The sequence below is a fragment of the Fervidicoccus fontis Kam940 genome, assembly GCF_000258425.1.
Taxonomy (GTDB): Archaea; Thermoproteota; Thermoprotei_A; order Sulfolobales; family Fervidicoccaceae; genus Fervidicoccus; species Fervidicoccus fontis.
The window spans coordinates 687,990-711,630 of the sequence record NC_017461.1 but is presented as its reverse complement, the minus strand read 5'-3'; the positions used below and the strand labels follow the sequence as shown (position 1 = coordinate 711,630).

Below are 23,641 nucleotides of genomic sequence, written 5' to 3'. Positions count from 1 at the left end.
GAACTTGAGGTAAATGTTAGCAGAGGAAATAATTTAATATTAATAATATTTTTTCTAACCAGTAGCTCAAACTTTATGAAGAAATAAACGTTAATGCTAAATGAAAAGATGCTCAGTTAGTTAAATACCTCATAAGTATAATAATTATTTTTGAAAAAAGGTTTTTAAGTGGTTAGGGACATAAGTGCGGTGGATACGATGACAGAAAATGTTGAGTCTTTTAGGCAGCTCAGTCCATCTGAGTTTTTCTATAGAAATAAGGAAATCGCTGGATTTAGCAGTCCTTCGAGAGCGCTTTATCAGACTGTTAGAGAATTTGTTGAAAACAGTCTTGATGCAACAGAAGTTCATGGCATCCTGCCGAACGTAGTTATAAGTATTAGCAGAGAAGACTCTTCAAATCCAAACTATTTCACGGTTTCAGTTGAGGATAACGGAATAGGTATACCAAGTAATATAATTCCTGATGCTTTTGGAAGAATACTCTATTCTTCTAAGTATAAGTTTAGACAGACAAGAGGTATGTATGGATTGGGTGCAAAGATGGCAATTCTATATGGCCAAATAACAACTGGGAAGCCCTTTGAAATATACAGTAGCACTTCTCGTTCAAATAAGATTTTCTACTATAAGCTAAGCGTTGATATAAGAAAAAATGAGCCAATAGTATTTGAGGAAGGAGCTTGGGAGAAAAAAACAAGTTGGCATGGCACAATTGCAAAGGTTACAATAGAGGGAGACTGGAATAAGAGGACGAGAGACTACATTTCTGTATATGTAAAAAGAACTGCCATCATTGCACCATATGCTGATATAACTCTTATAATGCCGAAGTTTAACGGGGAGCAGGAAGGAAATGGAGAAGAAGAAAGCGAGATCGTCTGTTATAAGAGAGTCACAGATAAGTTGCCTGTACCTCCAAAGGAAACCAAACCTCACCCTTTAGGCATAGACTTGGAAATGCTTAAGATGAGCATTTCCGAATCTAAGAACAAGACAATAAAGGACTTCTTAATGAAGAACTTTCAGAGGATTGGAGAAAAAAAGGCGGAAGAAATATTGAAAATTGCAGGAATTGATTTTGATAGAAATCCAAAGAACTTGAATGATAAGGAAATAGAAGCTTTATATAAATCTATAAAAAGTGTAGATTTCATTTCTCCTTCTCCTGATCCTTTATCTCCTATAGGAGAAGAATTAATAAAAATAGGACTTAAACAGGTGCTCAATCCTGAGTTTGTAGATGCGATAACCAGGAAGCCGAAATCATACGGAGGACATCCGTTTATAGTTGAAGCAGGAATAGCATACGGAGGAAAACTAAGCGAAAACTTAGATGAAATTGCAAGAGATTCTATAAAAGGGCAAAGCGGACCGTTTATTGCACTTTTGAGATATGCGAATAAGATCCCTCTGCTTTATGATGAAAAGGCTGATTTAATTTGGAGCGTTGTCAATCCCGATGATTTTAACTGGAAGAACACTTATAAGCTTGATCCTTCCGATATAGTAGTCGTTCTCGTTCATATAGCGTCAACAAAAGTTCCATATAAAGGTGTTGGAAAGGAAAGTATTGCACAGGTAGAAGAAATTAGAAAAGAAGTAGAAGCTGCTGTTCAAGAATTAGCAAGGAGATTGAGAAAGTATATAGTTAAAAAGAGAAAAAGAGAGGAAGCTGAGGAGAAATTCAGGATATTCCTCAAATATATACCTGAAGTAGCACAAAACCTTGCAGTATTCTACGATGGGGTTTCTCCTGAAGAAAGAAAAAAGATTGCGCAAGAGCTTGAAAGCACGCTTAAAGCAATCGCTGAAAAGAAAGTTAAAATAATAGAAGAGGTAAAGGAGGAGTAGGATTATGGAAGGATTGCAAGACAAAATAGACCAAAAAGCTAGAGAGTTGTCAATAAAGGCGGTAAAGAAGGCATTTGAAAAGCTAATTGAACAAGTGAGAAAAGGAGAAGAACCAAAACTTATAATCAAGAAGAGGACATTGGCAAACACAATTTATGACAGGCAGAGAAAGCTTCTACTGCTTGGCGAGCAGAAGCTGACTAGAAAGTTCTTTGATGAAAATGAAGCAAGAAGGTTTATGCAGACAGTCTTGATGGCAAGGATCATTTATGAGGCATTAGTAAACAACGAGTACCCTACAATAAGAGATATTTACTACAGAGGGAAGCACACACTCCCCCATGTTTCTCCAAAAGATAAGTTTAAAAATACATGGGAAGAGCAACAGGAGAGCGATGCAGTTCTCAGAGATGTTGAGGTGCTGACTGGGAAACTTAGGGAAGAGATGCTCATATTAAGTAAAGAAAAGGGGAAAGTTGTCGGAGATATGAGACTTAGGAGCGGGAACGATGTTATAGATCTGAGCAAGATGGGTCATGGAGCTTATGCTATAGAATCTACGCCAGATCTAATAGAATTCTTGGATGTGAACGCTGAATATGTTTTAGTTGTTGAGAAGGATGCAGTTTTTCAGCAGTTGCACAGATTTGGATATTGGAAAGCTAATAAAGCGATATTAGTTACGAGTGCGGGACAGCCTGACAGGGCAACAAGAAGATTTGTTAGGAGATTGAACGAAGAGCTCAAACTCCCTGTGTATATTTTAGCTGATAGTGATCCGTATGGATTTTATATCTATAGCGTATTCAAAATAGGCTCTATTACACTCAGCTATGAAAGTGAGAGGCTTGCTACGCCCAAAGCAAGATTTTTAGGAGTTACCATGAGCGACGTCTTTGGCGACGACGTTCCTTTAAATGAAGTTTATTTATCGCCCGAGGAAATTAAAAGCGGAGATACCAAAAAATTAAGAGAGGAGAAAAAAGAGAGGTTTCTTAAGGCGTTAAAGACATTTGGTTACAAGGAAAAGCTAACTAAAAAGCCATTTATGACTGAAGAAGAAAGGAAGAATTTTATCATAAGGGCAAAGGAGCAAGATCTAGAAAGAGCAGTTGAACTAGTAGGCGATAAAGTATATAAGGAGTTTACTAATGAGCAGCTGAAGTCCAGCAGAGGCGGGAAGAAGACTATAAAGAAGTCGCCAGGATACCCATGGTTCCAAGATCCTAAATGGATTAAGGAAATAGGGATCTTCTTCCTGACGCATAGCAAGCTGGAAATTGAAGCCATGGCCAGTAAGGGATTGAAGTTCTTGGCTCAAGAGTACCTTCCAAGGAAAATAGAAACAAATGATTGGCTAGACTGAGCTCAGTTTTCTGCATACAATTAAAAATTTATTTCATTCTTTTCAAGTTTATTTTCAATAGATAAAAATCAATCTAGCCTTTCTAAAACCTCATGAAATGTATTCTTTTTGCAAGTTTTGCAATAATGATAGATTTTCTTCATTTCTGCTAAATTGAAGCTGACTTCCAAATACCATTCAGTCCCACACTGTGTGCATCTCAAATGCCATTTTGTCAATATTTACACCCCAGATTGTGACTCGATTAGCTTCTTTGCCGCCTCCATAAAAGATATTGCAACCTCATTATTATTAAGATTATCATATTCATATGGATTGTTAGTGTCATCAATTGGGTTACTTAGAAGGGGATTCATAGGGATTCTTGCAATTATTTTTTCTCCAAGTTCTTTTTCAACTTTTGCTCCTCCTTCTCCAAATGGTCTCTTTACAGATCCATCATTACATCTTACAAAACTCATGTTTTCTATTATTCCTTTAAGCGGTACATTGACGGTTTTCAAAAAGCTCACTGCCCTCTTAACAACATGTAGAGATACGTCTGAAGGTATGGTAACTACAACTGCACCAGTTATCTTTGATATATACTCCACAATTCCCTGTATTTCATCTCCAGTTCCAGGAGGAGTATCGATCAATAAAAGGTCCAAATTACCCCATTCAGTTGAAGTGATCATATCTCTAATTAGTTTAATCTTAAGCGGCCCCCTCCAAATTATCGGCAGTTCCTTATCTTTTAAGAAAAAGCTTGCACTCATTAATTTGATCCCATACTTAGTCTCTACAGGATATAGCTTTTCACCATCGGTTAATACTTCAGCATTCTCGTAGCCCAAATATCTTGGTATGCTTGGTCCATGAATATCTGCATCTAAAATGCCAATTTTACCTTTAAAACCAAGCTTTGAAAAAGCTAAACCTAGATTTGCTGTTACAATGCTTTTCCCAACACCACCTTTCCCGCTCAGCACTATAAACTTATATCTTATCATAGAAGTTTTCCTAATTGAAAGCGCCTTCATTTCCGCTTCTTTTTTAAGAAATTCCGCGTTAATGCTCATAAGTATTAACCTCACAAATTTCTCTAGTTTATAATAAAACGTTTAAATAAATAAATACTTTGTATTGATTAACTAAAAGTATCATGAATAAGGAAAATGCGCATCAAAAAAGCTTCGTTTGTTTGCTTTTCTTTTCCTTTTCATCCGAATCTATTTCCAGCTTCTTCCTTTTTCTTGCTAAAGACTCTTCAGCTGTGCCCTTGGTGACGATTTCATAAAGCTTTGCAGTCTTCTCTGGCTTAGGTCTCAGCAATCTTCCCAGCCTCTGAACAAACTGCCTTCTGCTCCCTGTTCCTGCGACTATTATTCCAACGTTGACATCAGGGATATCGAGACCTTCATCTCCTACCGTAGTAAGTACAAGCACCCCGCTCTGCGCCTTTTTAAAATCTTCAAGTATTTTCTTTCTCAGCTTTGTTTCAGTGGAGCCTGTAAGCACAGGCGCACCAAGCATATTTCCCAGTTTTTCGGCCTGTTCTACATATTGAGTAAAAACTAGTATTTTGGAGCCGTTTTTCAGCTCCTGCTCAACGATTTTCTTAACAGCCTCTTCTTTTGCCTTAGCTTTTTGATAGATCTGCACCATTTCGTTGTGTATTTTAAGCGCTTTTGCCATTCTAGAATCTCCACTTTTAGCCCTTTTCAGAACTTCCGCAAAAGGAATGCCTAGGGTTAGGGCTTTATAGATGTTTTTTAATTTTTCATACTTTTCCTCTTCTTCTTTGCTCAGGCCGACTTTAACAATATAACTTGCATAAGGAGAAAGGAATCCCTTTTCTACAAGTTCTTGAGGAGTTTTATAGTATATCACTCCTCCCATTAAAGGAAAGAGCTCAACGTGTTTTCCATCTTCTCTAATGACTGTAGCACTTAGCCCAAGCCTATGTGGCGAGTACATTCCTAAAGCTATCGTTTTGAACTTATCAGCAGGGAGGTGATGGACCTCATCTACTACTAATAAGCTGAATCGATAAGCGAGAGTTTTTATATGTCTGAATGCAGTTTGGTACGTTGATATAGTTATAGGAGCTATTCTCTTCTCTTCGCTGTAGAAGGCCGCGATCATTGATTGAGGTATGTCGGTAAAGTTCTTAAGCATCTCCATCCACTGTAGCAATTGCTCCTTCGTGTAAGTTATTATCAAGGTCATCTCGCCTAGCTCTGCAATAGCAGCTGCTCCAATTACAGTCTTTCCAGAGCCTGTAGGTAAAGCGATAATTCCTCTAGAGGAATTATTTTTCCAACTTTCTAACGCTTCTTTTTGATAGTTCCTTAGCTCTCCTTTGAAGTTAATTTTTTTGCTCATTTTTAAGCTGTCTGGAAGTCCAGTTTTGTTCTCTATTTCTAGACCTATGTCTTTGGCTTTTTTTAAAAGATCGAAGTATTTCCCTGGATATACCTTAAATATTTTTTTCTCCCTTTCATAAACCAAATATTCTTTAAGATTTACAAATAAGTCTTTTATATAGCTGTTGGGCTTTAAGACGATCTCGTCATTTTCAAGATAGAGAGTTATCTTGTTTCCACCTTTAATGATGTTTTCTAGCGCTTGAATGGATAAGGGAGGAACTTTGTCCCCTAAGCTTTTTAGTGTATTAAGCACTTCTTCTAACGTTATCCCATTCTCTCTGATCTTTTTGTAATTTATTTCAAAAAGACTTTCTCCATTCTCCCTTCCCTTATAATCACTGAATCTCATTAAGTTTGCAAAAATTTCTCTATCTATCCAGCCTTTAACTCTAAATTTTAATTGATTACCGCCTGCAATATCATTCCCACTCATAATAGCAAAGCACCGAAGGACTTTCCATTTCTTTTATAATTCTGAAGACTTCTTCTAAAGAAAGCTTTGGTTCAATACATTCTATTACAACTAGCTCCCCCTGCTTTAATATCCTTGTGTCTATGCAATTTTCTGTCGATTTTGGCAACTCTTCCCAGTCACTTTCACTTTCTAGTAAAGTTATGTTTTCTGCATAATCAACAGAATAGCCATCTGACTCTAGAACAGGCTTTACTCTCATTTTTACCCCTTTGTGCAACTTTCCGCTTGAGTCATAAATAATAATAGAATCAAATGCTGAACCCTCGCAGTCAGTAAGCTGAGCGAGTAAGTCGTCAAGCCAAGGAGAACCCTCTAGTTTTTTTCTAATGAGCCTATATAATTCCTCATTGCGTGGGTTTGTCTTCATCTATAGATCATCCGCATTTAGGATCTTCTTCATCGGAATTTTTGAGAAATTAATATTATTCATAATTCATTTAGAGCATTTCAACCTTTTAAAGTTAATACTTGAAGAGATTCATTCAGATAAGTGAAGGATTCAGATCTCATATAAGTTCATATTAGTTGATGCATCCCTTCTTGGTTCTGCATATGGCTTAAAGGCTTTCAAGAGCAAGGTATTTGGAGAACATGTTTATGCATGCAACAATATTCTAAAGCATCTGAGGGTTCTATAGATTTTATCGCGAAGCATCTAAAGAAATTCTACAATCTTCTTATCGCTGTTCTCTGGAAGGGCTCTTTTCCCTTCACAGAGCAGCTCAACTCTAGAATTCAAATGCGGAGAGATTTATAAATAGCAAAAAAAACATTAACATCAAAATATAAACTTTTATGAAACTCAAAACAGTTTGTCGAGGCTCTTCATTGCTTAGCTCTGTACGTGCATTTCTCATCATACTTATGTCATATTCTAAAGAGACACATCTAAATTTAGGATATTGTTCCAGCATCTATTAAATCTTAAATCATTCATTTGCTGGGTATAAAAATTAACTTTTATCATAGGTAATTATTATGTATTTAATCGTTTATAGTATATGTCTAAATTGATTACCAACAAGATATTAAATTTAAAAAGATAAGCATTATGATACCTGTTACAAATATCAAGGATTTTCGCTTTAATGGACAAAATCAAAGTTGTACCATTAAAAACTAGAAGATATTCAACAAATTCGATTCAACTGTTTACTGGTACTTGAATTTCGTATTCATTACTGCTAATTTCAACAACTTTTGGAAAAACGACATTTTGATTTAAGCTAAATGGCACATTTGAGATTTGTATAACCTTTGTTTCTCCAGGTGAGAGAGTTAAATTTATTCCGTTTAATGTAGCGATGGTTTCATTGCGAGTGTTTATGAAAATTACATCGAACGTTTCTACAGATTCTTTATTATCTTCATTTTTTATTTGAATAGCTATAGAATCGCTGTTCACGCTATAGCATAATACAAACAAATTTTCTGAATTGAAGGTTGTATTTTGGACAATTGTTGATAGATTGCCGGTTGCTTGAGATGCATATATAATTGAAGCTAAAATTAATGAGGCTAGTATCAGGGGCAAAAGCAAAAATTTTACATGTGTCTGGCATGTCATAGTTTTATACCTATTTATGTATTATTTTTATTTTTTAACATTATAAATGTTTCTTTTATACTTGTTATTTTCCAAGCAGTTTTTTCCAAAAATAGTTTCTTTTCAGTATTACGCTTTTAGGCCGAGACAATAAATGAATAGAGTTTTTAATTTTGGAAAACAATTGAATTTAATTACTTGCTTAATTAATGTTAATTTGTGAGGAAGAAATATGAAGAGAATAGTAGTTGCGCTTACCGGAGCAAGCGGAATTATATATGGAAAAAAACTGATAGAAGTATTAGTTGAAAAAAGTTACAATATGGAAATTATTTATACAGAACATGCAAATCTCGTTTCTAAGCTGGAAGAGGGGGTTTCTCTAGAGGAATTTCTTGTAGGTATTTCAAAAAAACATAGTGATAAAATAAAAATCTATAAGGAAAAAGACTTCATGAGCCCTTTAGCTAGTTCTAGCAATATAGGAGACGCTATGGTTATAGTTCCATGTAGCGTGAAAACTCTATCCCAAATTTCATATGGGATTTCTGATAATCTTGTAGTTAGAGCAGCATTAGCTTTTCTCAGGATGAAAAAGAAATTGGTTGTTGTGCCGAGAGAAACTCCTTTGGGCTTGATAGAACTTAATGCGATGGTCGAGCTGGCAAAGGCTGGTGCTATTATACTTCCTGCAATGCCTGCTTTCTATCATAAGCCTAAGGGCATAGACGATATCGTGAATTTTATAGTAGGAAAGATCCTAGATGCGTTGGGAATCGAGAACGACCTCTATGAAAGGTGGGGGAAAGAAAACAGCTTTTAGCTTTGAGTTAAAAAGATTTAAAAGGAAATTTTTGCTTATTTTTAATTTAGTGGTTAAATATGAACAAGAAAGCAATTTCTACTCTAGCAGTTGTGGGCATAATAATAATACTAATTGTTATAGGAGTTGCAGCATATTACGCATATGAGTCAAGTAAAGGTACGAGCACTACAACAACTACAACCGCAATTACTCAGACTAATACTTCTGCAAGCGGAGTGACTCTTACTATTCTTACAAGGCATCCGAGTGTTATCACCGATTTAGCGAGAAGCACCTTCTTGAACTCTTCTATAGCTAAGCAATACAACATCGTAGACCTCCAATTTTTATCAGTCCCAGAAAACTTATGGGCATCTACGGCTACTGCTAAGAACGTTGATGTTGGGTGGGGAGGGGGACCTACGCTTTTTGATTCGATGTATTCATACAATCTGTTGGCGCCTTTAAACACAACTATTGCCCTTAATGCGGCAAGCCAAATTCCAAATTCTATTGCAGGAGTGCCGATGAAGAGGGTAGACAGCAATGGAAACATATACTGGGTAGCCGCTGCTATTTCATCTTTTGGATTTACTGTTAATACTCAACTCGCAAAGCAGTATGGTCTACCTATACCTCAAAGCTGGCAGGATCTAGCTTCATTAAACTTCGCTAGAGTTTATGCCGAAACAGGAAATGCTCCTCTTGCAATGGCAGATCCAACCGTAAGCACAAGCAACGCGAGAATTTATGAGATAATTTTGACAAAATACGGCTGGGATCAAGGATGGAAGCTCCTTACCTTAATGGCTGCAAATGCATATATCTCATCCTCCGGATCTGCGAGCTCCGATGTAAGAGATTCAGTAATTAGAGGAGAAAGGGTTGTCGGAATAACGATCGACTTTTACGGATATATTGCTCAGTATCAGAATCCTTCCTGTGTCTACATCGCTCCTGCTAATGAGACTATTATCAACGGAGATCCGATAGCTCTATTCGCCACTTCAAAGCATCCAACAGAGGCACAGGCCTTTATTGCCTGGGTGCTCACCGATGGACAGCAGATATGGTTGAATCCAAATGTTAATAGATTGCCTGCAAATCCAGCAGTCTTTAACACATCAGCTGGGCAAGCAAGACAGGATCTATATAAGGTTTACCAGTCAATACTCCATACACAATCAATTAATTTCAATGACTCTCTTGTTTTAAGCTATGAAAATGTGACATTGAGCTACTTTAAGGCCGTTTTAGTCAACCCCAATCAAGCATTGCAGCAGGCATGGCTTGCACTTGTCAACGCATATATCAATGGAAGAATTAATATAACAACATTTATGAACCTAGAGAATCAGCTTACATCGCCAATAGTATTCACAGATCCCATTACCGGCAATCAAACCACATTTACAATGAATGAAGCAATACAGCTTAACAGTGCGGTCCAGTCAGGCAAAGTTGACATTAACTCTTTGATGAACACCTGGACGAATTTAGCGACGCAGAAGTATACAAATGTCTTGCAAGAAGTGAGACAACTAGGAGGATAAAGTTGAATATTGACTTTAAAGGCTTCAGGAGCCTGAAGTTTGAGCTAGACAGGCTCCTGATTTCACAAATATTTTTTTCATATTCTTATCTTATTTTGTTCATGATTCTCCCAATAGTTTCAATTTTTGCTTCTGTGAGAAATTTCAACTTTAGCCTCTTTCTCCAGCCTCAATATATAAATTTGCATCCTATAGGCACTGCAATATCTGTAAATAAATTCGGTTCAACAACTTTCATAAAGATAAGTGGTGTTTCATATGGAATTATACTGAATTCTATAATTATTGCGATCTTTGTGACTGTGATTTCCATATTTATAGGGTTACTTGTGGCATTTGTACTTGCAAGATATTCTTTTCCTCTTAAAACTTTGCTCAGAATACTAGCAATTGTCCCTCTTCTGATGACTCCCTTCATTAATACGTATGTAATGAAGAAGTTTATAGGTCCCAGCTTTGGAGTAAATACTTTGAGCTGGATTCTTTCTCATATTTTAAATCAAGATGTAAGGCTCTCTTTTAGCGATATCGCAGGTATAATTATAGCACAAGCGATAACTTTTTACCCAATAGTTTACCTCAACGTATACTCTTCAATGATGAACATAGATCCTTCGCTAGAAGAGCAGGCCGAAAATCTGGGAGCAAAGGGTTTTAAGCTATTTAGGAGCGTGACATTTCCGTTGAGCTTTCCTGGATTGGCTGCAGGTGCGGTTCTGGTTTTTATATTCAGTATAGAAGATGTCGGTGCCCCCTTAATATTTGGCTTCAGAGACGTCCTTTCATATCAAATATATTCGTACTTTCAAGGCATGAGCGTCGGCATTGGAAATCCGGTAGCTGGAGCATTGGCATTGACCATGTTGCTTATATCTTTAGTCCTTTTTATAAGCATCAGAAGGCAGGTAAGTTTAAGACAGTATGCAATGGTTAGTAAAGGAGGAAGGGCAGCACCGAGGGAAAGAAAATTGAGATTGAAAGGAAAGATTTTAGTATATTTGTTTGTTTTTCCCCTTGTTTTGGTTACAATTTCACCTCAAATAGGTGTTGCGATGCTCGCTTTTAGCAAGCAATGGTCCCAGTCACCTCTTCCTCAAGGCTTCACACTAAACTACTTCTTCCAGCTTTTTTCTATACCGGGAGTTTATCGAGGTATAATAAATAGCTTAGTATACTCCACTGCCGCGGTCGCAATTATAATTTTGTTAGGGCTCAGTATAAGCTATGTGGTTGCGCGAGTTAAGCTCCCAGGTATATCTCTGTTAGACTACCTTTCAACAATCGCTTTAGCAATACCTGGCTTAGTTGTAGCGTTTGGTTATTTCTTCTTTTTCCATGACGTGTTCCCAAACACCCTCTTGGATCCCATATATAATCCTGCAATACCGCTTATCCTTGCTTATTCAGTAAGAAGATTACCATTTACTTCTAGGAGCATTTATGCAGGACTACAACAAACGCATTTGTCATTGGAAGAAGCAAGCATTAACCTTGGGGCCAGCAGAGCTAGAACTTTAGCTTCAATAGTAATCCCACTTATAATTTTAAATATTACAAGTGGTGCTATGATAACTTTCGTTTATTGTATGGGTGAAACAAGCGTGAGCATTACTATAGGTGGCCTAGGGGGAGATGTTTCGAGCCCCAATCATAAGGGTCCTATAACTATGGTGATGCTTGATCTGATTGTAAGCGGAAGGATAGATGGAACTAATTTAGCCGCCGCATTAGGAGTTCTTTTAATGCTTCTTCAAATAATTGTTATCATAATTATTACACTAGTTTTCAAGCAGAGCTATGCTTTCATTGGGGTGTAAGTGAGTGGTCAAAGTAGAACTGAAAGAGCTGAAGAAAACTTACGAAAAGTCGAAGGTCATAGCAGTAGATAACTTAAACTTAACTATTAACGAGGGGGAATTCTTCACTCTCCTTGGACCTAGCGGTTGCGGAAAGACTACGACCTTGAGGCTGATTGCTGGCTTTGAAATTCCTGACGAAGGAAAGATATTTTTTGGAGATGAAGATGTAACATATAAAAAGCCTTATGAAAGAGGTACTGCAATGGTATTTCAAAACTACGCTCTTTGGCCCCATATGACCGTATTCGAAAATGTGGCTTATGGGCTGAAGGTCAGAAAAGTTTCTAAAGAAGAGATAAATAAGAGGGTTACAGAAGTTTTGGAGCTGGTGAAGCTTAAGGGAATGGAAAAGAGGTACCCGAATCAGCTTTCTGGAGGTCAGCAACAAAGAGTTGCACTCGCTAGAGCTTTAGTAATTAAGCCTAGGCTTTTGCTTCTTGATGAGCCATTAAGTAATTTGGATGCTAAGTTGAGGGTTGAAATGAGAGAGGAAATAAAGAGAATACAGAGAGAGCTAAAAATAACGACGATATATGTCACTCACGATCAAGAAGAGGCAATGAGCATTTCCGATAGGCTAGCTGTAATGAATGCCGGAAAGGTACTGCAGGTAGGGACTCCAGAAGAAGTATACTTTAGTCCAAAGAATATATTTGTCGCCTCTTTCTTTGGAAAGCCTAATATCATTGAAGCAATATATGAAGGCGATGATATTGCATCTTTAGATAAAGGAACAAAAATTAAGATCTCTAAAGCTGAGGAGGGCGTGACATTTGCTAAAGGAGAAAGGATAAGGATACTAATAAGGCCTGAACATATCATTCCATATGAGAGGAAGGAAAAAATTTCCGAATTCAACATTGTTAAGGGAAAAGTGGTATTTAAGATGTTTACAGGAACGATGCAGGAGTTAAAAGTAGAAATCGGTGAAAATGTATTCTTATATACATTGATTCCTTCTGATTATAAATTAGAAGTCGGAGATACTGTAGGTCTTCAGATCCCAGTCGAGAGAACTCTTGCTTTCAAGGCGGATTGAAGGTGCTTTTTCAATTAAAAGTTTTTTATTTACTTGAGAAGATAAATTAATATTATAAGGAGATGTCTGTGGTTTGAAGAGGCTTTTACTTCCTCCAAGAATTAAAGTTCTTGAAGCCCTATCTACTATTGGAGATAAAAGGATAACTATAATAGACGATAAGAATGCAATTGTAAAATCTTCTGATGGCACTAGAGAATATAAGGTATACCTCGACTTGGAAAAGAAGATAGCAAATTCAAATGATAATGGAACTTTCTATAAAGGATATATGGGTTATCCGATAGTTTCATTTTTGATGCTAAAGGGTATTGTGCCATATAAAGAAGATGTCGCTGAACTACTGAAGGGGATTCAATGGAAAACGCTCAATGAAAAGTACAAAAGCTATAAAATAGTGGAAAATATAATCAAAAGGAGCTACAAGCAGAAAGGTAGGGATCCAAGAGAACTAGACCAAATAATGGATTCTGTTATGGAGGCATTAAAAAATCTAGAACTATATACAGAGACCGAAAACCCTCAAACAGGGAACTAAGAGCGGTAATACGGATTTAAATTTTAGATTTTAACCATTATCCGATAAATCATTATTCATATAATAGACTTGATCAGGAAAATCGTCAGTTTTATTCTTAATTATATTACAAATTTAATTTAAATTTAAAATTCTAAGAAGCAACTCATGTAGTTAACTCCATAGCAAAAGAAAGATGCGGGGGGTGGGATTTGAACCCACGCTGGCCTGCGCCAACGGATCTTGAGTCCGCCCCCTTGGTCCGCTCGGGCACCCCCGCCTTCTAAATATTTCATATTAGCAGAAAGTATTTTATTTTTTCCTATTAAGGCCCTCCAGAAAGCACTGTAATTTAGTTCATTTGGTTATAGCTATACTTGAAAAACATAATGATTAGTTTTATTAACGTATTGAAGAAAGTTTTTAGTAAAAAGAGTAGAGAGTGTAATAGATTTGTCCTCAACAATTACTGACTGGATCAATGCAATATCCCAGCTTGCGTTTTTAATAGTATTCTTACTTCTATTTTTGGGATTTAACCAAAGGTTCCAGATATATATTTCCTCGAGAAATATTAAGCTTAAACTTAATATATTGGAAAAAATGGCGCTTGATTCACAGAATAAAACTATAAACTTCCTTAAAGGTTTAGGGTTGGAGAAGCCTGAGCCTGTCGTTGAGAGGGGTATCAACTACTTTGTAATCGATCCAGTAAACGTAGAACCTACGGACATAATTAAGAGAATGGATATTTTATTTAAGACAAGAGAGGATAGAATAGAAGGATTGCTCGAACAAGTAGTCCCAAAGGCAAGCAAAGTTGAAAAGAGCATTGCAGTTACAGCTCTGGAAATCGCATCTGCCTTAACGCTTGTGTTTAAATATGTAAGACATTATTTAATAACTGGACAGAAGACAAACAATTGGATACTTATTATGCAACTGGAAATGATCTTGCCAATGCTCATTAAGCAGGCTGAAGCATATAGTAAGGCGTTAGATGTATTTTTAGAAGGAAAGCCTGTAGGAGATGGCGCAGGTCCATTAACGGTATTTAAACTAGCAGGACCGAATGCACAGCCTGTTGAAATCGTGAAAGATACCGTTTACTTTGAGACAATCATTGAGAATAGGAAAGCTTATCTAATAAAGGCAAGTGGTCCCGAAAGCAACGTTGGGCATCCTGGCTTCGCTGTTGAGTCCTTATTGAATAAGCTGGTTAATGAGGAGGGCAAAAAAGTCGGTATGATAATAACTGTAGATGCAGCTCTAAAGCTTGAGGGAGAGCCTACTGGAGAGGTAACGGAGGGAGCAGGAGCGGCTATAGGAGACGTAGGTCCTGAAAAGATCAGGATAGAAAGGGCAGCTGCTAATTATGGCATTCCGCTCCATGCAATAATAGTTAAAATGAGCATGGAAGAAGCAATTTTAACTATGAAGAAGGAAATAGTCGATGCTATAGATAAAGTTACAGAGAGAATTAAGGAGCTAGTTAAAAATATACCGGAAGACAGCATAATAATAATTGCAGGTATAGGAAACAGCTGTGGAATAAGATAATGAGGTTGAATACAGATGGTATTCGCGATGCAATTTTCTAGCGGGACATCAATTTTTTCTCCAGAAGTACAAGGTATACTTACACTTGTGCTCCTCGCGGCGACTCTCGCTTTATTTTACTATGCGATGATTCAGATGTCACCTAAAAAAACTCAGGAAGAGGTCGAAGTAAAAACCGTAATAACATGCACTAGCACAGGGCAAACAACCGAAAGGGCTTTCCAGAAAGGAGATTATGTAGGGAAAATTTTAGGAGAATGTGAAAACAGTGGTCAGAGCGTCATAACTAGTATTTTTGAAGTTAAAAAGGAAATAAATAAAAGCAAAAAGTAGAAATATCTTCAATAGTTTTTACTAAAAATCAGTTTCGGTTGGTTCGGATTACAAGATACTTTTTAAGAAGTCGATTGGGCTCAAGTTAAGTTTTAAATCTGCGAACTTATCAACTTCGCTATTTTCCTGGTTTATCTCAACTATGTAAATGCCTCCAAAATTTTTCGCGATCCAAGGTAAATAAGACCCAGGAGAAATTATATCCACTTTTCCTAATACTAATAATAGCTCAGAGGACATTATTGACCTTATAGAGCTATAAATGATTTTTTCCTCATCACCTCTTGAAAAAACAGGTATTATCCTTTTACCTCTGCATTTTTCAATTTTATTTAAATTATCCTTAGTAATCTCTATCATCTCTTTATCGCTTTCACATTTCAACTCATAGAACCTTCCATGAATGTAAATAGCAATGTTTTCAGGCCATATCCATCCTGCTGGAGTAAGCTCTACTATTCTATTTACCTTATAATTTTGAACGAGCTCGGATAAGAGACCTACTTTCTCCTTATCATAATACTCAAAAAGGTCATTGAAGCAAATTGCAGAATTTTGTTCCGAAGGATTCAACACAAAATCTATACAACTATTTGGCATATATATCGATGATACTACGCTCAAAACTTTTCCCTTTAGATGATCTTTTATATTAGTTGGATTCAAATAGCCCACCACTCTTCGTGTTTCTAAACGATTTTTTTGATTTCAGCCTTTCTGTTTTTTATATCTACAATAGCAAAATTTCCATGCATTAGAGAACCTGCATTTACCACCAAAGTATCTCCTATGTAATCTATTCCAGGCGACTCATGAACATGTCCGTGAAGGTGAGCCAGTGGGGAGTATTTTTCGTCTATTTCTGTTAGCTCTGGCAAACCTATATGTATCCCTCCAAATGATACATCCGTATTTTGTGTAATTGGAGGGTGGTGGGAAACGATCACAAGGTTCCTCTTCTCTTTCATTTCTTCGAGTTTTTTCAGAGCATAGGTATACGAAGAGTAAAAGTTCTGCCCACCAATGCCTAAAAAGTAATATTCTCCCAGCTTTACGAGCTTAGAGTCAATGTTATAGCTTTTCTCTGTAAATATCTTTATTAACCCGACATCATCCATGTTTCCGGGAACGAAAAGTATTTTATCAGATAGCTTCTCTAACAGATCAACTATCTCTCCGTCGCATTCTAAATCTCCATGTACAATTGCAATTTCATATTCTAATTCATCTCTCAATTCTAAAAGTCTTTTTAAATTCTTTAAAGAACAGTGTATGTCGCCTATCTGAAGCAATTTCATCCATTTCACACTCATTAATAAAGCTAAATTCTTATTTGAATTTTTTATTTCTTAAAAACTAATAAACCCACATTGTTTTATTATAAGATAAAAAGGTGATCAATGCTATGCCAAAAAAGAGAGAGGGAGGAGAGGAAAAGCCTAAAGCAAGAACTATGACAGAGCAAGCTGAAATGAATGTTTCCGTTCCAGATGAGCTATTAAAGAGAGCGGAGAGGGAATTGAAGCAAGTCGAATATATAACTCCATTTATGCTATCTCAGAAACTCAGCGTTTCAATAAGCACATCTAAGAAGATACTGAAAATGCTCGCCGAAAAAGGCACTCTTAAGACAATAGTCCAGAATCGTAGAGCTCCCATATATGTTCCTGCAGATAAGGTTTAAATAGAAGTTTTAGAGATTTGTATTTATTTATAATTTAAAAACTTGTTAAAAACTTTTTAAAAAAATGATAACCTTTATAAATAAAAAGATTTCATTATAATTAATTGCTGTCAAATATGAAGTAAAGTTTTGCGCAAAAATATACACAGTATATAAAAAATATGAAAAAAACATATATAAGAGAGTATATATAAATTTAATTAAAAGGAGGGTGAGAAAAATGAAGCTAAAAGAAATATATGAAGATGAGGAAGTCGTAGTTGAGGTTGGCCCTCACGACGACGAGATTCCAGAGCTCATAATGGATCTCTTCAAGAAGAAACAGAGACCACTTACATGGCAACAACTGAGAGAGCATTTTAGTGCTATAATAGGTGAGGACAGACTTAGAAGGGCACTTAGGCAGTTAGTAAGCGAAGAAAGACTTGTGCAATTGAATAGGACAACCTATGCAGATCCTGAGACGCTGACGCCAGAAATAATTGAGGAGCTGGAAAACAAGAGAAGGATCTCTTCAACGAGAGCTAGAAATTACATTTATGATGCGATGAAAAAGAAAAGTATCAATGGAGAGAAAAACTAAATATATTTTTAACGCTGTATAACGAATTCTAATGAGTTCAAAGGATCTCTTCAACGAGAGCTAGAAATTACATTTATGATGCGATGAAAAAGAAAAGTATCAATGGAGAGAAAAACTAAATATATTTTTAACGCTGTATAACGAATTCTAATGAGTTCAATGGAATAGCCCCATTCTTTCCAACAATAACTGTATTCTCTAACCTAAAGCCAATTTTTTCGGGGAAATAAATTCCTGGCTCTATTGCCACTACTTCATTTTCCATAAATACCTCGTTACTAGTCGGTCCTATGTTGGGAGCCTCATGCACATCAATACCAACTCCATGTCCTAATGAATGAATAAAATACTTTTCCAATCCATATTTTTTTAGAATATTTCTTGCAATACCGTCTATTTCTTTAGCACCTGCACCAGTTTTTAAGGCATCGAGGGAAGAGAAGTATGCTTCTTCAAGCAATTCTATATATTTTTTGAATTCCCCCTTTTCAGGTATAATAGTTCTCGTCATATCTGAAGCATAGCCTCCAAATTTAGCGCCGGTGTCTATAAGAAGGATATCATCCGCCTTCAATTCTCTATTTCCGCTAATGGCATGGGGGTTTGAAGCGTTTTCTGTTATAGCTACAATTGGGTCGAAAGCTAAATATTCAGCACCAGATTTATAAAGTTGGCATATATGCTCACTATAAATTTCTTTTTCCCTCATTCCATTCCTTAGATTTTCAATCGTTTGTGAAAGAGCTTTCTCTGTGATCTCGACTGCTTTTTTAATTAGGTCTATCTCTTCAGGAAGCTTAGTCCTCCTAACTCTGATCATTTCGTCGTTTATTTGAACGACAGATTTAACTTTAGATTTTATATTGCTATCACTGCTCTTATTTAAATCTAAATCGATACCTATTTTGTCGCTTTCTATTAAAAACTTGGCTACCGCTTCATTTATGCTTCCTATGAATTTTTCTACCCCTTCTTCTAGTCCGAAATCATATCTAGTTACCCCTATAACCCTGAAATATCCTCCAAAAAGTTTCTTGATCTTCCAATTTTCCATAAATGGAATGATAATCGTATGCTCCTTATTGACGAAGTCTAAAATTGCAGCTCCGCTTAATTCTAAGCCTGTTAAGTAACGGATATTTGTGTCGTTCATTAAAACTATCTTACTAATCCCTTTCTCCTGGGCTATTTCTTCGATCTTTTTCAGTTTTTTAAGAAATATGTCTCTCTCATAAATAGAACTGCTTATTTTTCTCACCTCATGATGCAGTAAAAGATAACAAACAATTTTTAATATTTTTTCAATATAACCTTTTTTTAATGATGACTTGTCTTTGATAAACTACTTGAACTGAAAATTTAATAATTTAAAAATACTATTGATACTAGTTAGTTATTTAATCCCTTTTAATTTTTATTTTAAAATGTAAAATACCAATGAGGAGATATCAATGTCAAATAATAATAACGATAATTTGATAATCGAAAAACTGTTTAAGCCAAAATCTATAGCAGTAGTCGGAGCTAGTAGGAATTTGGAGAAAATAGGAGGAGTTATTCTGTCAAATTTAGTGAAAAATAAATTCAATGGAAAAATATATGCTGTCAACCCTTCAGCTAAGGAAATATTGGGAGTTCCATCTTACCCATCTCTCTTGGATATACCTGATGAGGTAGAACATATAGTTGTCGCCATACCTGCAGAGAAAGTGCCAGAGATTATAGAAGAAGCTGGGAAAAAAGGAGTAAAGGTAGCAACAATTATAGCATCTGGATTTAAGGAAGTAGGAAGGGCTGACTTAGAAGAAAAAGTCGTTAATATTGCGAAAAAGTACGGAATAAGAATTTTAGGTCCTAACGTTTTCGGTGTAGTTTATACTCCTATGAACCTTAATGCAACATTCGGCGCCGAGCATATTCATAAGGGAAAAATTGCGTTTTTGACGCAGAGTGGAGCTTTAGGAATAGCTTTAATGCATTGGACTTCAATGGAAAAGATCGGCCTATCTTCTATAGTGAGTATGGGGAACATGACAGATATAGATGCAATTGATCTGGCGAAGTTCTTTGAGAAAGACGAGAACACAAAGGTTATAGGTCTTTACCTTGAAGGATTGGGAACTGGGAAGGGACATGAGTTTATAGAAGTATTCAGCGAGATTACAAAGAAAAAGCCTGTTATTGCGCTGAAGGCAGGAAGATCGGAGAGGGGAACGAGAGCAGTTGCGAGCCATACAGGAAGTTTAGCAGGAAGCGATGCTGTTTATGATTCAGCATTAAAGCAAGCGGGTGTGCTTAGAGCAAGCGATGTAGAGCAGCTTTTCAATTGGGCAAAGATGATGGCATTTTCGGAGAGCTTTGAAATTAACGGAAAGGGTTTTGTCATTATTACCAATGGAGGAGGGATGGGAGTAATGGCTACCGATGCTTCAGAGTTTAATGGTCTACCGCTCTTGGAAGTTCCTGAAGAGCTGAAGAAAGAATTTAGAAAGACCATGCCATGGTTCGGATCTCCTAACAATCCGGTAGATTTAACTGGACAGTCAAATGTCCAGAACTACATAGAGGCTATAAAGGTCGCTCTAGAAAGCGAATTAGTTTCAGGAATTACAGTCATGTACGGCGAAGTTGCATTTCTCGATCCAGTTGAATTGGCAAACGGCATAGCGAAGACATTGAAGGAATACAATAAGAGCAGGAAGCCTGTAAACGTTGTGATGCTAGGGGGAGAAAAGACAAAGATGGGAACAGAGATCCTTGAGGAAAACGGCGTTCCAGTATATCCAATACCAGAAAAGGCAATAAGCTCGATGGCAGCATTGTATAAGTATTCAAAAATTATAGGGAAGGCTAATCTGAAAATCTAATATTTTACATCAAAAAAACTTTCAACATTATCAATATTAATTTTTTCTAAGAAATATTTGCTTACGTCTCCTTTTTCCAGGAGAGATAGCTGGATGTCTGGAAGATTCCAAGGATATGTGATCCTCCCTCCCTCTTTCTTAGAGTCTACGTAGTCACTTTCAATAAGTACATATTCAGGGTTTCTTATTGTAGTAAAAAGGGATTTCAAGCCCTCTATGATTCCCGGATAAGTCGTCCATACCCTCCTGTTTTTTGCTTCTTCAACAATGCTTGAGGTAGCATGATGTATCAAGAACTGGTCACTTTTTAAACCGGTTTTGTATGCTAAAGAAGCGATATTTTCTACGGTAAATCCCTTTATGTTTTCCAAATGCAGTTGAATCTTGCATCCATAGTCTTTTGCGAACGTAAAGGAGCTCTCCAAAATTTCCTGAGTTATAACAGCAACGTCCATCCTGATCTTGTAGTGTTGCCTTCCAATTTCCCCGATTCCATCCAATAACCCTTCTTTGCACATATCGAAAATTTTCTCGATTGTTTTTAATGCGAAATCTCTCACCTTTAATGTAGGGAGCCCATACTCTGCAAGCTTGTCAATTTCTGCTGGGTGGATCCCGGCGAAACATTTTACCTTCAAACCAGTTTCAGTTGCGGATTTGCAATCTCTCATATGAAGGTTGACCAGCTTAAGATACTCGTCAACATCAAAAATATAAGAATCAGAGTAATCCCAAGCCGGATTATTTAAAAATGCTATAAACCATCCGTTATTTTCCCTGAACTTTTCCGCGATCTTCTTCGCTCCTATTCCCTTTATAGGATTGTTGTGAGCATGAGAATCTGAAAAAATGAGTTTTTCCTCATTCATTCTCTAACACCTGATACGGTGCAAGAATTAAGTGGTATTCTCTTATGAGAGTTCTTTAAAATTGTATTCCAAATATTTTCTACATCAGATTTTTCAATGTTCAGCATTTTGCTTACGTTTTCTACAGTCTCCTGCTTCTCTACCAATAGAAAAATTATTTTGTCCAGAATTGAATAGTCATATTTTAACTCATCAGTAGCTTTCTGCCCAGGCCATAGTCCAGGGCTACTCGGCTTATAAGAGATTTTTTCCGGCACCCCGAGGTAAAGAGCAAGTTGCCTAACTTGTGTTTTATAAAGATTTGCGATGGGATAAATGTCTCCAGCTCCGTCACCCCACTTCGTAAAATACCCGAGAAGATATTCGCTTTTATCGCTAGTTGCAGCAACTAAGTAATTGTTTTTGTTTGCAAAATAATAGAGGATCATCATTCTGGCTCTTGCCTTTAAATTACCTTTAGCTTTCTTATCAGCCGTTTCGTAACTTTCTCCAAAGAGATCAAGAGCAGATCTTACCACATTGGTTATATCTAAAACGCTATATTTTATTCCTAATTTTTCAGCAATGTAAATAGCATCATTGATATCTTCCAAATTGCTTTCAATTTCTGGCATTATTAGACCAAAAACCTTTTCTCTCCCTACGGATCTTACAAGCATATATAATGTGACAGTTGAATCTAGTCCGCCGCTCAATCCGATTACATATCCAGAAGCATTGCTTCTTTCTAAATAATTTTTTATGCAAGAACTGATTGCCCCATCCACTTTTATGTAATCCATTTTTTCCAAAAATGCAAAGTCATCTGACATCTAGAACCACTTGTAAAAGTCTTTTTAAGATGATATGTAATTTTTCACTTCCTCTCTTTAAGCTTTTCACTATACTCTTTTCCTTTACTTTTCAGCAGATGTTCAAACTCGTTTAGTGTACTTTGGAAGAGGTCATCTATTTCTTCACTTGCATTTTTGTACTTTTCATCTAGAATCTTTATTTTTTCCTCGATCCAAACTTCTTTTTCTTTGCCCTTTTCTGCCATTTTCCAATACCTATGTTTTTTGTTTATCATTAATAGCATATATTTTTATACTCTTTCTAAGCTCTTCAATAAATCTTTCATAGCTTTTAGGGCATCCGATCAAGATCGATTCGGTTTTTTTATCTAATATTAATGGAAGAAGAGCCTCTCCGTCCTCATAAAAGAGAACCTCCTCAATATTAGCATCATCACAATTGCTAATTTCTACATACTCAAACTCTATTCCTGCTTTTTTGAGAAATAAAAAAGCTCTTTCACAAGGACTGCAGCCTTTTAAACCGTAAACAACAAGCTTTCTCTTTTCTTCCATCTCTACATCTCTCTATCATTATTTTTTTAAAAAATAATATTTTTAAGGATCAATGGGCATAAGAATGTAACTTTGATTCTATCCAGAAAAGTTTTCTTTTTAATTAATGTAATGTTTTCAAAGAATTGTCTATGAGATAAAATAACAAGGGGTTCAGGTCTCATATAAGTTCATAGATCAATATCATCCTATCATTTCTATTCCCCTGCATCCCTTCTTGGTTCTGCATGTAGCTTTGGAGCTTTCACGCGCACAGTATTTGAGGAGCATGTTTTCTATCTCAAATCAGATAATCAATATCAGCCCCTATAAACCTTTATGAAACTCAAAACACTTTGTCTAGGCTTTTTTGAAATATCTATACATTCATTTCTAATTGTCACGATAATCAGTGTTTAAGTTTTCTATAAGGATCATAAATGTTTCTCCACTTTTTTGCATTACGACTTTAACCCCTTGTGGAAGCTCTTTTACTATATCGCTAGGTCTTTTCCTTATTCTTCCCTCTAACAGGTCAAGAAAGAATATGTGTGGATATGTCTTGTCTATGTCAATCAGCACAATTTTTTTGCTGTATTTTTTTGCTTCAGTAAGTGAGTTTTTCCAAGAATTTGAGTAGAAAATAGAGTTTATGAAAAAAGAACAGTCAAAAAAGAATCCCTCGCGAAATGGTAGGCTATCCATGGAGGATCTTATATATTCTCTTTTATCATCTTTATCAAAAATGTTCAAAACATCAACTCCAATATACATTTCAAAGTTGTCTAGTATTTTACCAAAATTTCCTTTACCGCAACCGATATCGAGAATCTTACGACAATTGTTCAGCTCTGCTTCATTTTTTGCTATTCTGTATTCTTCAAATTTTGGGCTAGCAGGATATATTCTGTAAATCAGAGAGAGGTAAATATAGAGAAGCTTTCTTCTAACATCAGATAGAAAAAGTCTTACCCTTTTCAATGATCATCACA

At 36.2% G+C, this 23,641-nt stretch carries 25 protein-coding genes and 1 tRNA gene; 12 read left to right on the top strand and 14 right to left on the bottom strand.

Annotated elements, in window-relative coordinates; translation table 11 throughout:
- The first annotated feature begins 198 nt into the window (after positions 1 to 198).
- Both FFONT_RS03705 and FFONT_RS03700 read left to right on the top strand, forming a co-directional pair.
- Positions 199 to 1,854, top strand: a complete 1,656-nt coding sequence (locus FFONT_RS03705) for a DNA topoisomerase VI subunit B (protein ID WP_148683617.1) — start codon at positions 199 to 201, stop codon at positions 1,852 to 1,854.
- Positions 1,855 to 1,858: 4 nt separating this feature from the next.
- On the top strand, positions 1,859 to 3,220 hold the full coding sequence (locus FFONT_RS03700) for a DNA topoisomerase IV subunit A (RefSeq protein WP_014557888.1): 1,362 nt from the start codon (positions 1,859 to 1,861) through the stop codon (positions 3,218 to 3,220).
- Between the two features lie 68 nt (positions 3,221 to 3,288).
- Here FFONT_RS03700 and FFONT_RS07055 read toward each other — a convergent pair whose 3' ends face one another.
- The 5 genes from FFONT_RS07055 to FFONT_RS03680 all read right to left on the bottom strand — a co-directional run bounded on the left by FFONT_RS07055 (position 3,289) and on the right by FFONT_RS03680 (position 7,673).
- Positions 3,289 to 3,438, bottom strand: a complete 150-nt coding sequence (locus FFONT_RS07055) for a hypothetical protein (protein ID WP_169311378.1) — start codon at positions 3,436 to 3,438, stop codon at positions 3,289 to 3,291.
- A gap of 3 nt (positions 3,439 to 3,441) precedes the next feature.
- Positions 3,442 to 4,281, bottom strand: coding sequence for a P-loop NTPase (locus FFONT_RS03695; RefSeq protein WP_014557887.1), 840 nt, complete (start codon positions 4,279 to 4,281; stop codon positions 3,442 to 3,444).
- A gap of 103 nt (positions 4,282 to 4,384) precedes the next feature.
- The gene (locus FFONT_RS03690; RefSeq protein WP_014557886.1) at positions 4,385 to 6,064 is read right to left on the bottom strand and encodes a DEAD/DEAH box helicase; all 1,680 of its coding nucleotides are present in this window, start codon (positions 6,062 to 6,064) and stop codon (positions 4,385 to 4,387) included.
- Positions 6,051 to 6,473 (bottom strand): hypothetical protein, encoded by a 423-nt coding sequence (locus tag FFONT_RS03685; RefSeq protein WP_014557885.1) that lies wholly within the window; start codon positions 6,471 to 6,473, stop codon positions 6,051 to 6,053. Before FFONT_RS03685 ends, FFONT_RS03690 begins: the two co-directional genes overlap by 14 nt.
- A 777-nt stretch (positions 6,474 to 7,250) precedes the next feature.
- The gene (locus FFONT_RS03680) at positions 7,251 to 7,673 is read right to left on the bottom strand and encodes a hypothetical protein (RefSeq protein WP_148683616.1); all 423 of its coding nucleotides are present in this window, start codon (positions 7,671 to 7,673) and stop codon (positions 7,251 to 7,253) included.
- Between the two features lie 211 nt (positions 7,674 to 7,884).
- Here FFONT_RS03680 and FFONT_RS03675 point away from each other — a divergent pair, with 211 nt between their 5' ends.
- The 5 genes from FFONT_RS03675 (at position 7,885) to FFONT_RS03655 (ending at position 13,446) form a co-directional block, all read left to right on the top strand.
- Entirely contained in the window at positions 7,885 to 8,475 is a 591-nt protein-coding gene (locus FFONT_RS03675; protein ID WP_014557883.1) for a UbiX family flavin prenyltransferase, read from the top strand.
- Positions 8,476 to 8,534: 59 nt separating this feature from the next.
- Positions 8,535 to 10,010 carry an ABC transporter substrate-binding protein gene (locus tag FFONT_RS03670; protein WP_014557882.1) on the top strand — a complete coding sequence of 492 codons (1,476 nt, stop codon included), beginning with the start codon at positions 8,535 to 8,537 and terminating at the stop codon, positions 10,008 to 10,010.
- A 2-nt stretch (positions 10,011 to 10,012) separates the two neighbouring features.
- Positions 10,013 to 11,827, top strand: a complete 1,815-nt coding sequence (locus FFONT_RS03665; RefSeq protein ID WP_014557881.1) for an ABC transporter permease — start codon at positions 10,013 to 10,015, stop codon at positions 11,825 to 11,827.
- A gap of 4 nt (positions 11,828 to 11,831) precedes the next feature.
- The gene (locus tag FFONT_RS03660) at positions 11,832 to 12,908 is read left to right on the top strand and encodes an ABC transporter ATP-binding protein (RefSeq protein ID WP_014557880.1); all 1,077 of its coding nucleotides are present in this window, start codon (positions 11,832 to 11,834) and stop codon (positions 12,906 to 12,908) included.
- A 73-nt stretch (positions 12,909 to 12,981) separates the two neighbouring features.
- Positions 12,982 to 13,446, top strand: coding sequence for a hypothetical protein (locus FFONT_RS03655; protein WP_014557879.1), 465 nt, complete (start codon positions 12,982 to 12,984; stop codon positions 13,444 to 13,446).
- A 176-nt stretch (positions 13,447 to 13,622) separates the two neighbouring features.
- Here FFONT_RS03655 and FFONT_RS03650 read toward each other — a convergent pair.
- A tRNA-Leu gene (locus FFONT_RS03650) sits at positions 13,623 to 13,705 on the bottom strand.
- Between the two features lie 173 nt (positions 13,706 to 13,878).
- Here FFONT_RS03650 and FFONT_RS03645 point away from each other — a divergent pair.
- Both FFONT_RS03645 and FFONT_RS03640 read left to right on the top strand, forming a co-directional pair.
- Positions 13,879 to 14,985, top strand: coding sequence for a DUF1512 domain-containing protein (locus FFONT_RS03645; RefSeq protein ID WP_014557878.1), 1,107 nt, complete (start codon positions 13,879 to 13,881; stop codon positions 14,983 to 14,985).
- Positions 14,986 to 15,012: 27 nt separating this feature from the next.
- Complete coding sequence (locus tag FFONT_RS03640) at positions 15,013 to 15,318, top strand: hypothetical protein (RefSeq protein ID WP_148683614.1); 306 nt, start codon at positions 15,013 to 15,015, stop codon at positions 15,316 to 15,318.
- 48 nt (positions 15,319 to 15,366) lie between these two features.
- On the opposite strand, the gene FFONT_RS03635 is transcribed toward FFONT_RS03640, so the two are convergent.
- Together FFONT_RS03635 and FFONT_RS03630 are read right to left on the bottom strand one after the other, a co-directional pair.
- On the bottom strand, positions 15,367 to 15,984 hold the full coding sequence (locus FFONT_RS03635) for an SIR2 family NAD-dependent protein deacylase (protein WP_148683613.1): 618 nt from the start codon (positions 15,982 to 15,984) through the stop codon (positions 15,367 to 15,369).
- A 23-nt stretch (positions 15,985 to 16,007) separates the two neighbouring features.
- The gene (locus FFONT_RS03630) at positions 16,008 to 16,616 is read right to left on the bottom strand and encodes a metallophosphoesterase family protein (protein ID WP_158308307.1); all 609 of its coding nucleotides are present in this window, start codon (positions 16,614 to 16,616) and stop codon (positions 16,008 to 16,010) included.
- A 107-nt stretch (positions 16,617 to 16,723) separates the two neighbouring features.
- Between FFONT_RS03630 and FFONT_RS03625 the strand changes: the two genes are divergently transcribed.
- Positions 16,724 to 17,002, top strand: coding sequence for a 30S ribosomal protein S25e (locus tag FFONT_RS03625; RefSeq protein WP_148683612.1), 279 nt, complete (start codon positions 16,724 to 16,726; stop codon positions 17,000 to 17,002).
- 220 nt (positions 17,003 to 17,222) lie between these two features.
- A complete protein-coding gene (locus FFONT_RS03620) occupies positions 17,223 to 17,585 on the top strand; it encodes a hypothetical protein (protein ID WP_148683611.1) in 363 nt (120 codons plus the stop codon).
- Between the two features lie 127 nt (positions 17,586 to 17,712).
- On the opposite strand, the gene FFONT_RS03615 is transcribed toward FFONT_RS03620, so the two are convergent.
- Positions 17,713 to 18,843 (bottom strand): M24 family metallopeptidase, encoded by a 1,131-nt coding sequence (locus FFONT_RS03615; protein WP_014557872.1) that lies wholly within the window; start codon positions 18,841 to 18,843, stop codon positions 17,713 to 17,715.
- A gap of 193 nt (positions 18,844 to 19,036) precedes the next feature.
- Between FFONT_RS03615 and FFONT_RS03610 the strand changes: the two genes are divergently transcribed.
- The gene (locus FFONT_RS03610) at positions 19,037 to 20,452 is read left to right on the top strand and encodes an acetate--CoA ligase family protein (RefSeq protein WP_014557871.1); all 1,416 of its coding nucleotides are present in this window, start codon (positions 19,037 to 19,039) and stop codon (positions 20,450 to 20,452) included.
- On the opposite strand, the gene FFONT_RS03605 is transcribed toward FFONT_RS03610, so the two are convergent.
- The 5 genes from FFONT_RS03605 to FFONT_RS03585 form a co-directional block, all read right to left on the bottom strand.
- Positions 20,449 to 21,321 (bottom strand): TatD family hydrolase, encoded by an 873-nt coding sequence (locus FFONT_RS03605; protein ID WP_014557870.1) that lies wholly within the window; start codon positions 21,319 to 21,321, stop codon positions 20,449 to 20,451. The two genes, FFONT_RS03610 and FFONT_RS03605, sit on opposite strands and share 4 nt — an antisense overlap.
- Complete coding sequence (locus tag FFONT_RS03600) at positions 21,318 to 22,133, bottom strand: NAD+ synthase (RefSeq protein WP_014557869.1); 816 nt, start codon at positions 22,131 to 22,133, stop codon at positions 21,318 to 21,320. The genes FFONT_RS03605 and FFONT_RS03600 overlap by 4 nt, the downstream gene beginning before the upstream one ends.
- Before the next feature lie 44 nt (positions 22,134 to 22,177).
- Entirely contained in the window at positions 22,178 to 22,360 is a 183-nt protein-coding gene (locus FFONT_RS03595) for a hypothetical protein (RefSeq protein WP_014557868.1), read from the bottom strand.
- Positions 22,361 to 22,370: 10 nt separating this feature from the next.
- A complete protein-coding gene (locus FFONT_RS03590; protein ID WP_014557867.1) occupies positions 22,371 to 22,670 on the bottom strand; it encodes a glutaredoxin family protein in 300 nt (99 codons plus the stop codon).
- A 372-nt stretch (positions 22,671 to 23,042) separates the two neighbouring features.
- Positions 23,043 to 23,630, bottom strand: coding sequence for a methyltransferase domain-containing protein (locus tag FFONT_RS03585; RefSeq protein ID WP_014557866.1), 588 nt, complete (start codon positions 23,628 to 23,630; stop codon positions 23,043 to 23,045).
- Positions 23,631 to 23,641 lie beyond the last annotated feature (11 nt).

What these genes read in the sequence shown, in the direction of transcription:
- FFONT_RS03610 (WP_014557871.1), top strand. Translation starts at nt 19,037, where the DNA reads ATGTCAAATAATAATAACGATAATTTGATAATCGAAAAACTGTTTAAG.
- FFONT_RS03605 (WP_014557870.1), bottom strand. Translation starts at nt 21,321, where the DNA reads ATGAATGAGGAAAAACTCATTTTTTCAGATTCTCATGCTCACAACAAT.
- FFONT_RS03675 (WP_014557883.1), top strand. Translation starts at nt 7,885, where the DNA reads ATGAAGAGAATAGTAGTTGCGCTTACCGGAGCAAGCGGAATTATATAT.
- FFONT_RS03595 (WP_014557868.1), bottom strand. Translation starts at nt 22,360, where the DNA reads ATGGCAGAAAAGGGCAAAGAAAAAGAAGTTTGGATCGAGGAAAAAATA.
- FFONT_RS03670 (WP_014557882.1), top strand. Translation starts at nt 8,535, where the DNA reads ATGAACAAGAAAGCAATTTCTACTCTAGCAGTTGTGGGCATAATAATA.
- FFONT_RS03685 (WP_014557885.1), bottom strand. Translation starts at nt 6,473, where the DNA reads ATGAAGACAAACCCACGCAATGAGGAATTATATAGGCTCATTAGAAAA.
- FFONT_RS03620 (WP_148683611.1), top strand. Translation starts at nt 17,223, where the DNA reads ATGAAGCTAAAAGAAATATATGAAGATGAGGAAGTCGTAGTTGAGGTT.
- FFONT_RS03590 (WP_014557867.1), bottom strand. Translation starts at nt 22,670, where the DNA reads ATGGAAGAAAAGAGAAAGCTTGTTGTTTACGGTTTAAAAGGCTGCAGT.
- FFONT_RS03695 (WP_014557887.1), bottom strand. Translation starts at nt 4,281, where the DNA reads ATGAGCATTAACGCGGAATTTCTTAAAAAAGAAGCGGAAATGAAGGCG.
- FFONT_RS03640 (WP_148683614.1), top strand. Translation starts at nt 15,013, where the DNA reads ATGCAATTTTCTAGCGGGACATCAATTTTTTCTCCAGAAGTACAAGGT.
- FFONT_RS03625 (WP_148683612.1), top strand. Translation starts at nt 16,724, where the DNA reads ATGCCAAAAAAGAGAGAGGGAGGAGAGGAAAAGCCTAAAGCAAGAACT.
- FFONT_RS03690 (WP_014557886.1), bottom strand. Translation starts at nt 6,064, where the DNA reads ATGAGTGGGAATGATATTGCAGGCGGTAATCAATTAAAATTTAGAGTT.
- FFONT_RS03680 (WP_148683616.1), bottom strand. Translation starts at nt 7,673, where the DNA reads ATGACATGCCAGACACATGTAAAATTTTTGCTTTTGCCCCTGATACTA.
- FFONT_RS03705 (WP_148683617.1), top strand. Translation starts at nt 199, where the DNA reads ATGACAGAAAATGTTGAGTCTTTTAGGCAGCTCAGTCCATCTGAGTTT.
- FFONT_RS03630 (WP_158308307.1), bottom strand. Translation starts at nt 16,616, where the DNA reads ATGAAATTGCTTCAGATAGGCGACATACACTGTTCTTTAAAGAATTTA.
- FFONT_RS03600 (WP_014557869.1), bottom strand. Translation starts at nt 22,133, where the DNA reads ATGTCAGATGACTTTGCATTTTTGGAAAAAATGGATTACATAAAAGTG.
- FFONT_RS03700 (WP_014557888.1), top strand. Translation starts at nt 1,859, where the DNA reads ATGGAAGGATTGCAAGACAAAATAGACCAAAAAGCTAGAGAGTTGTCA.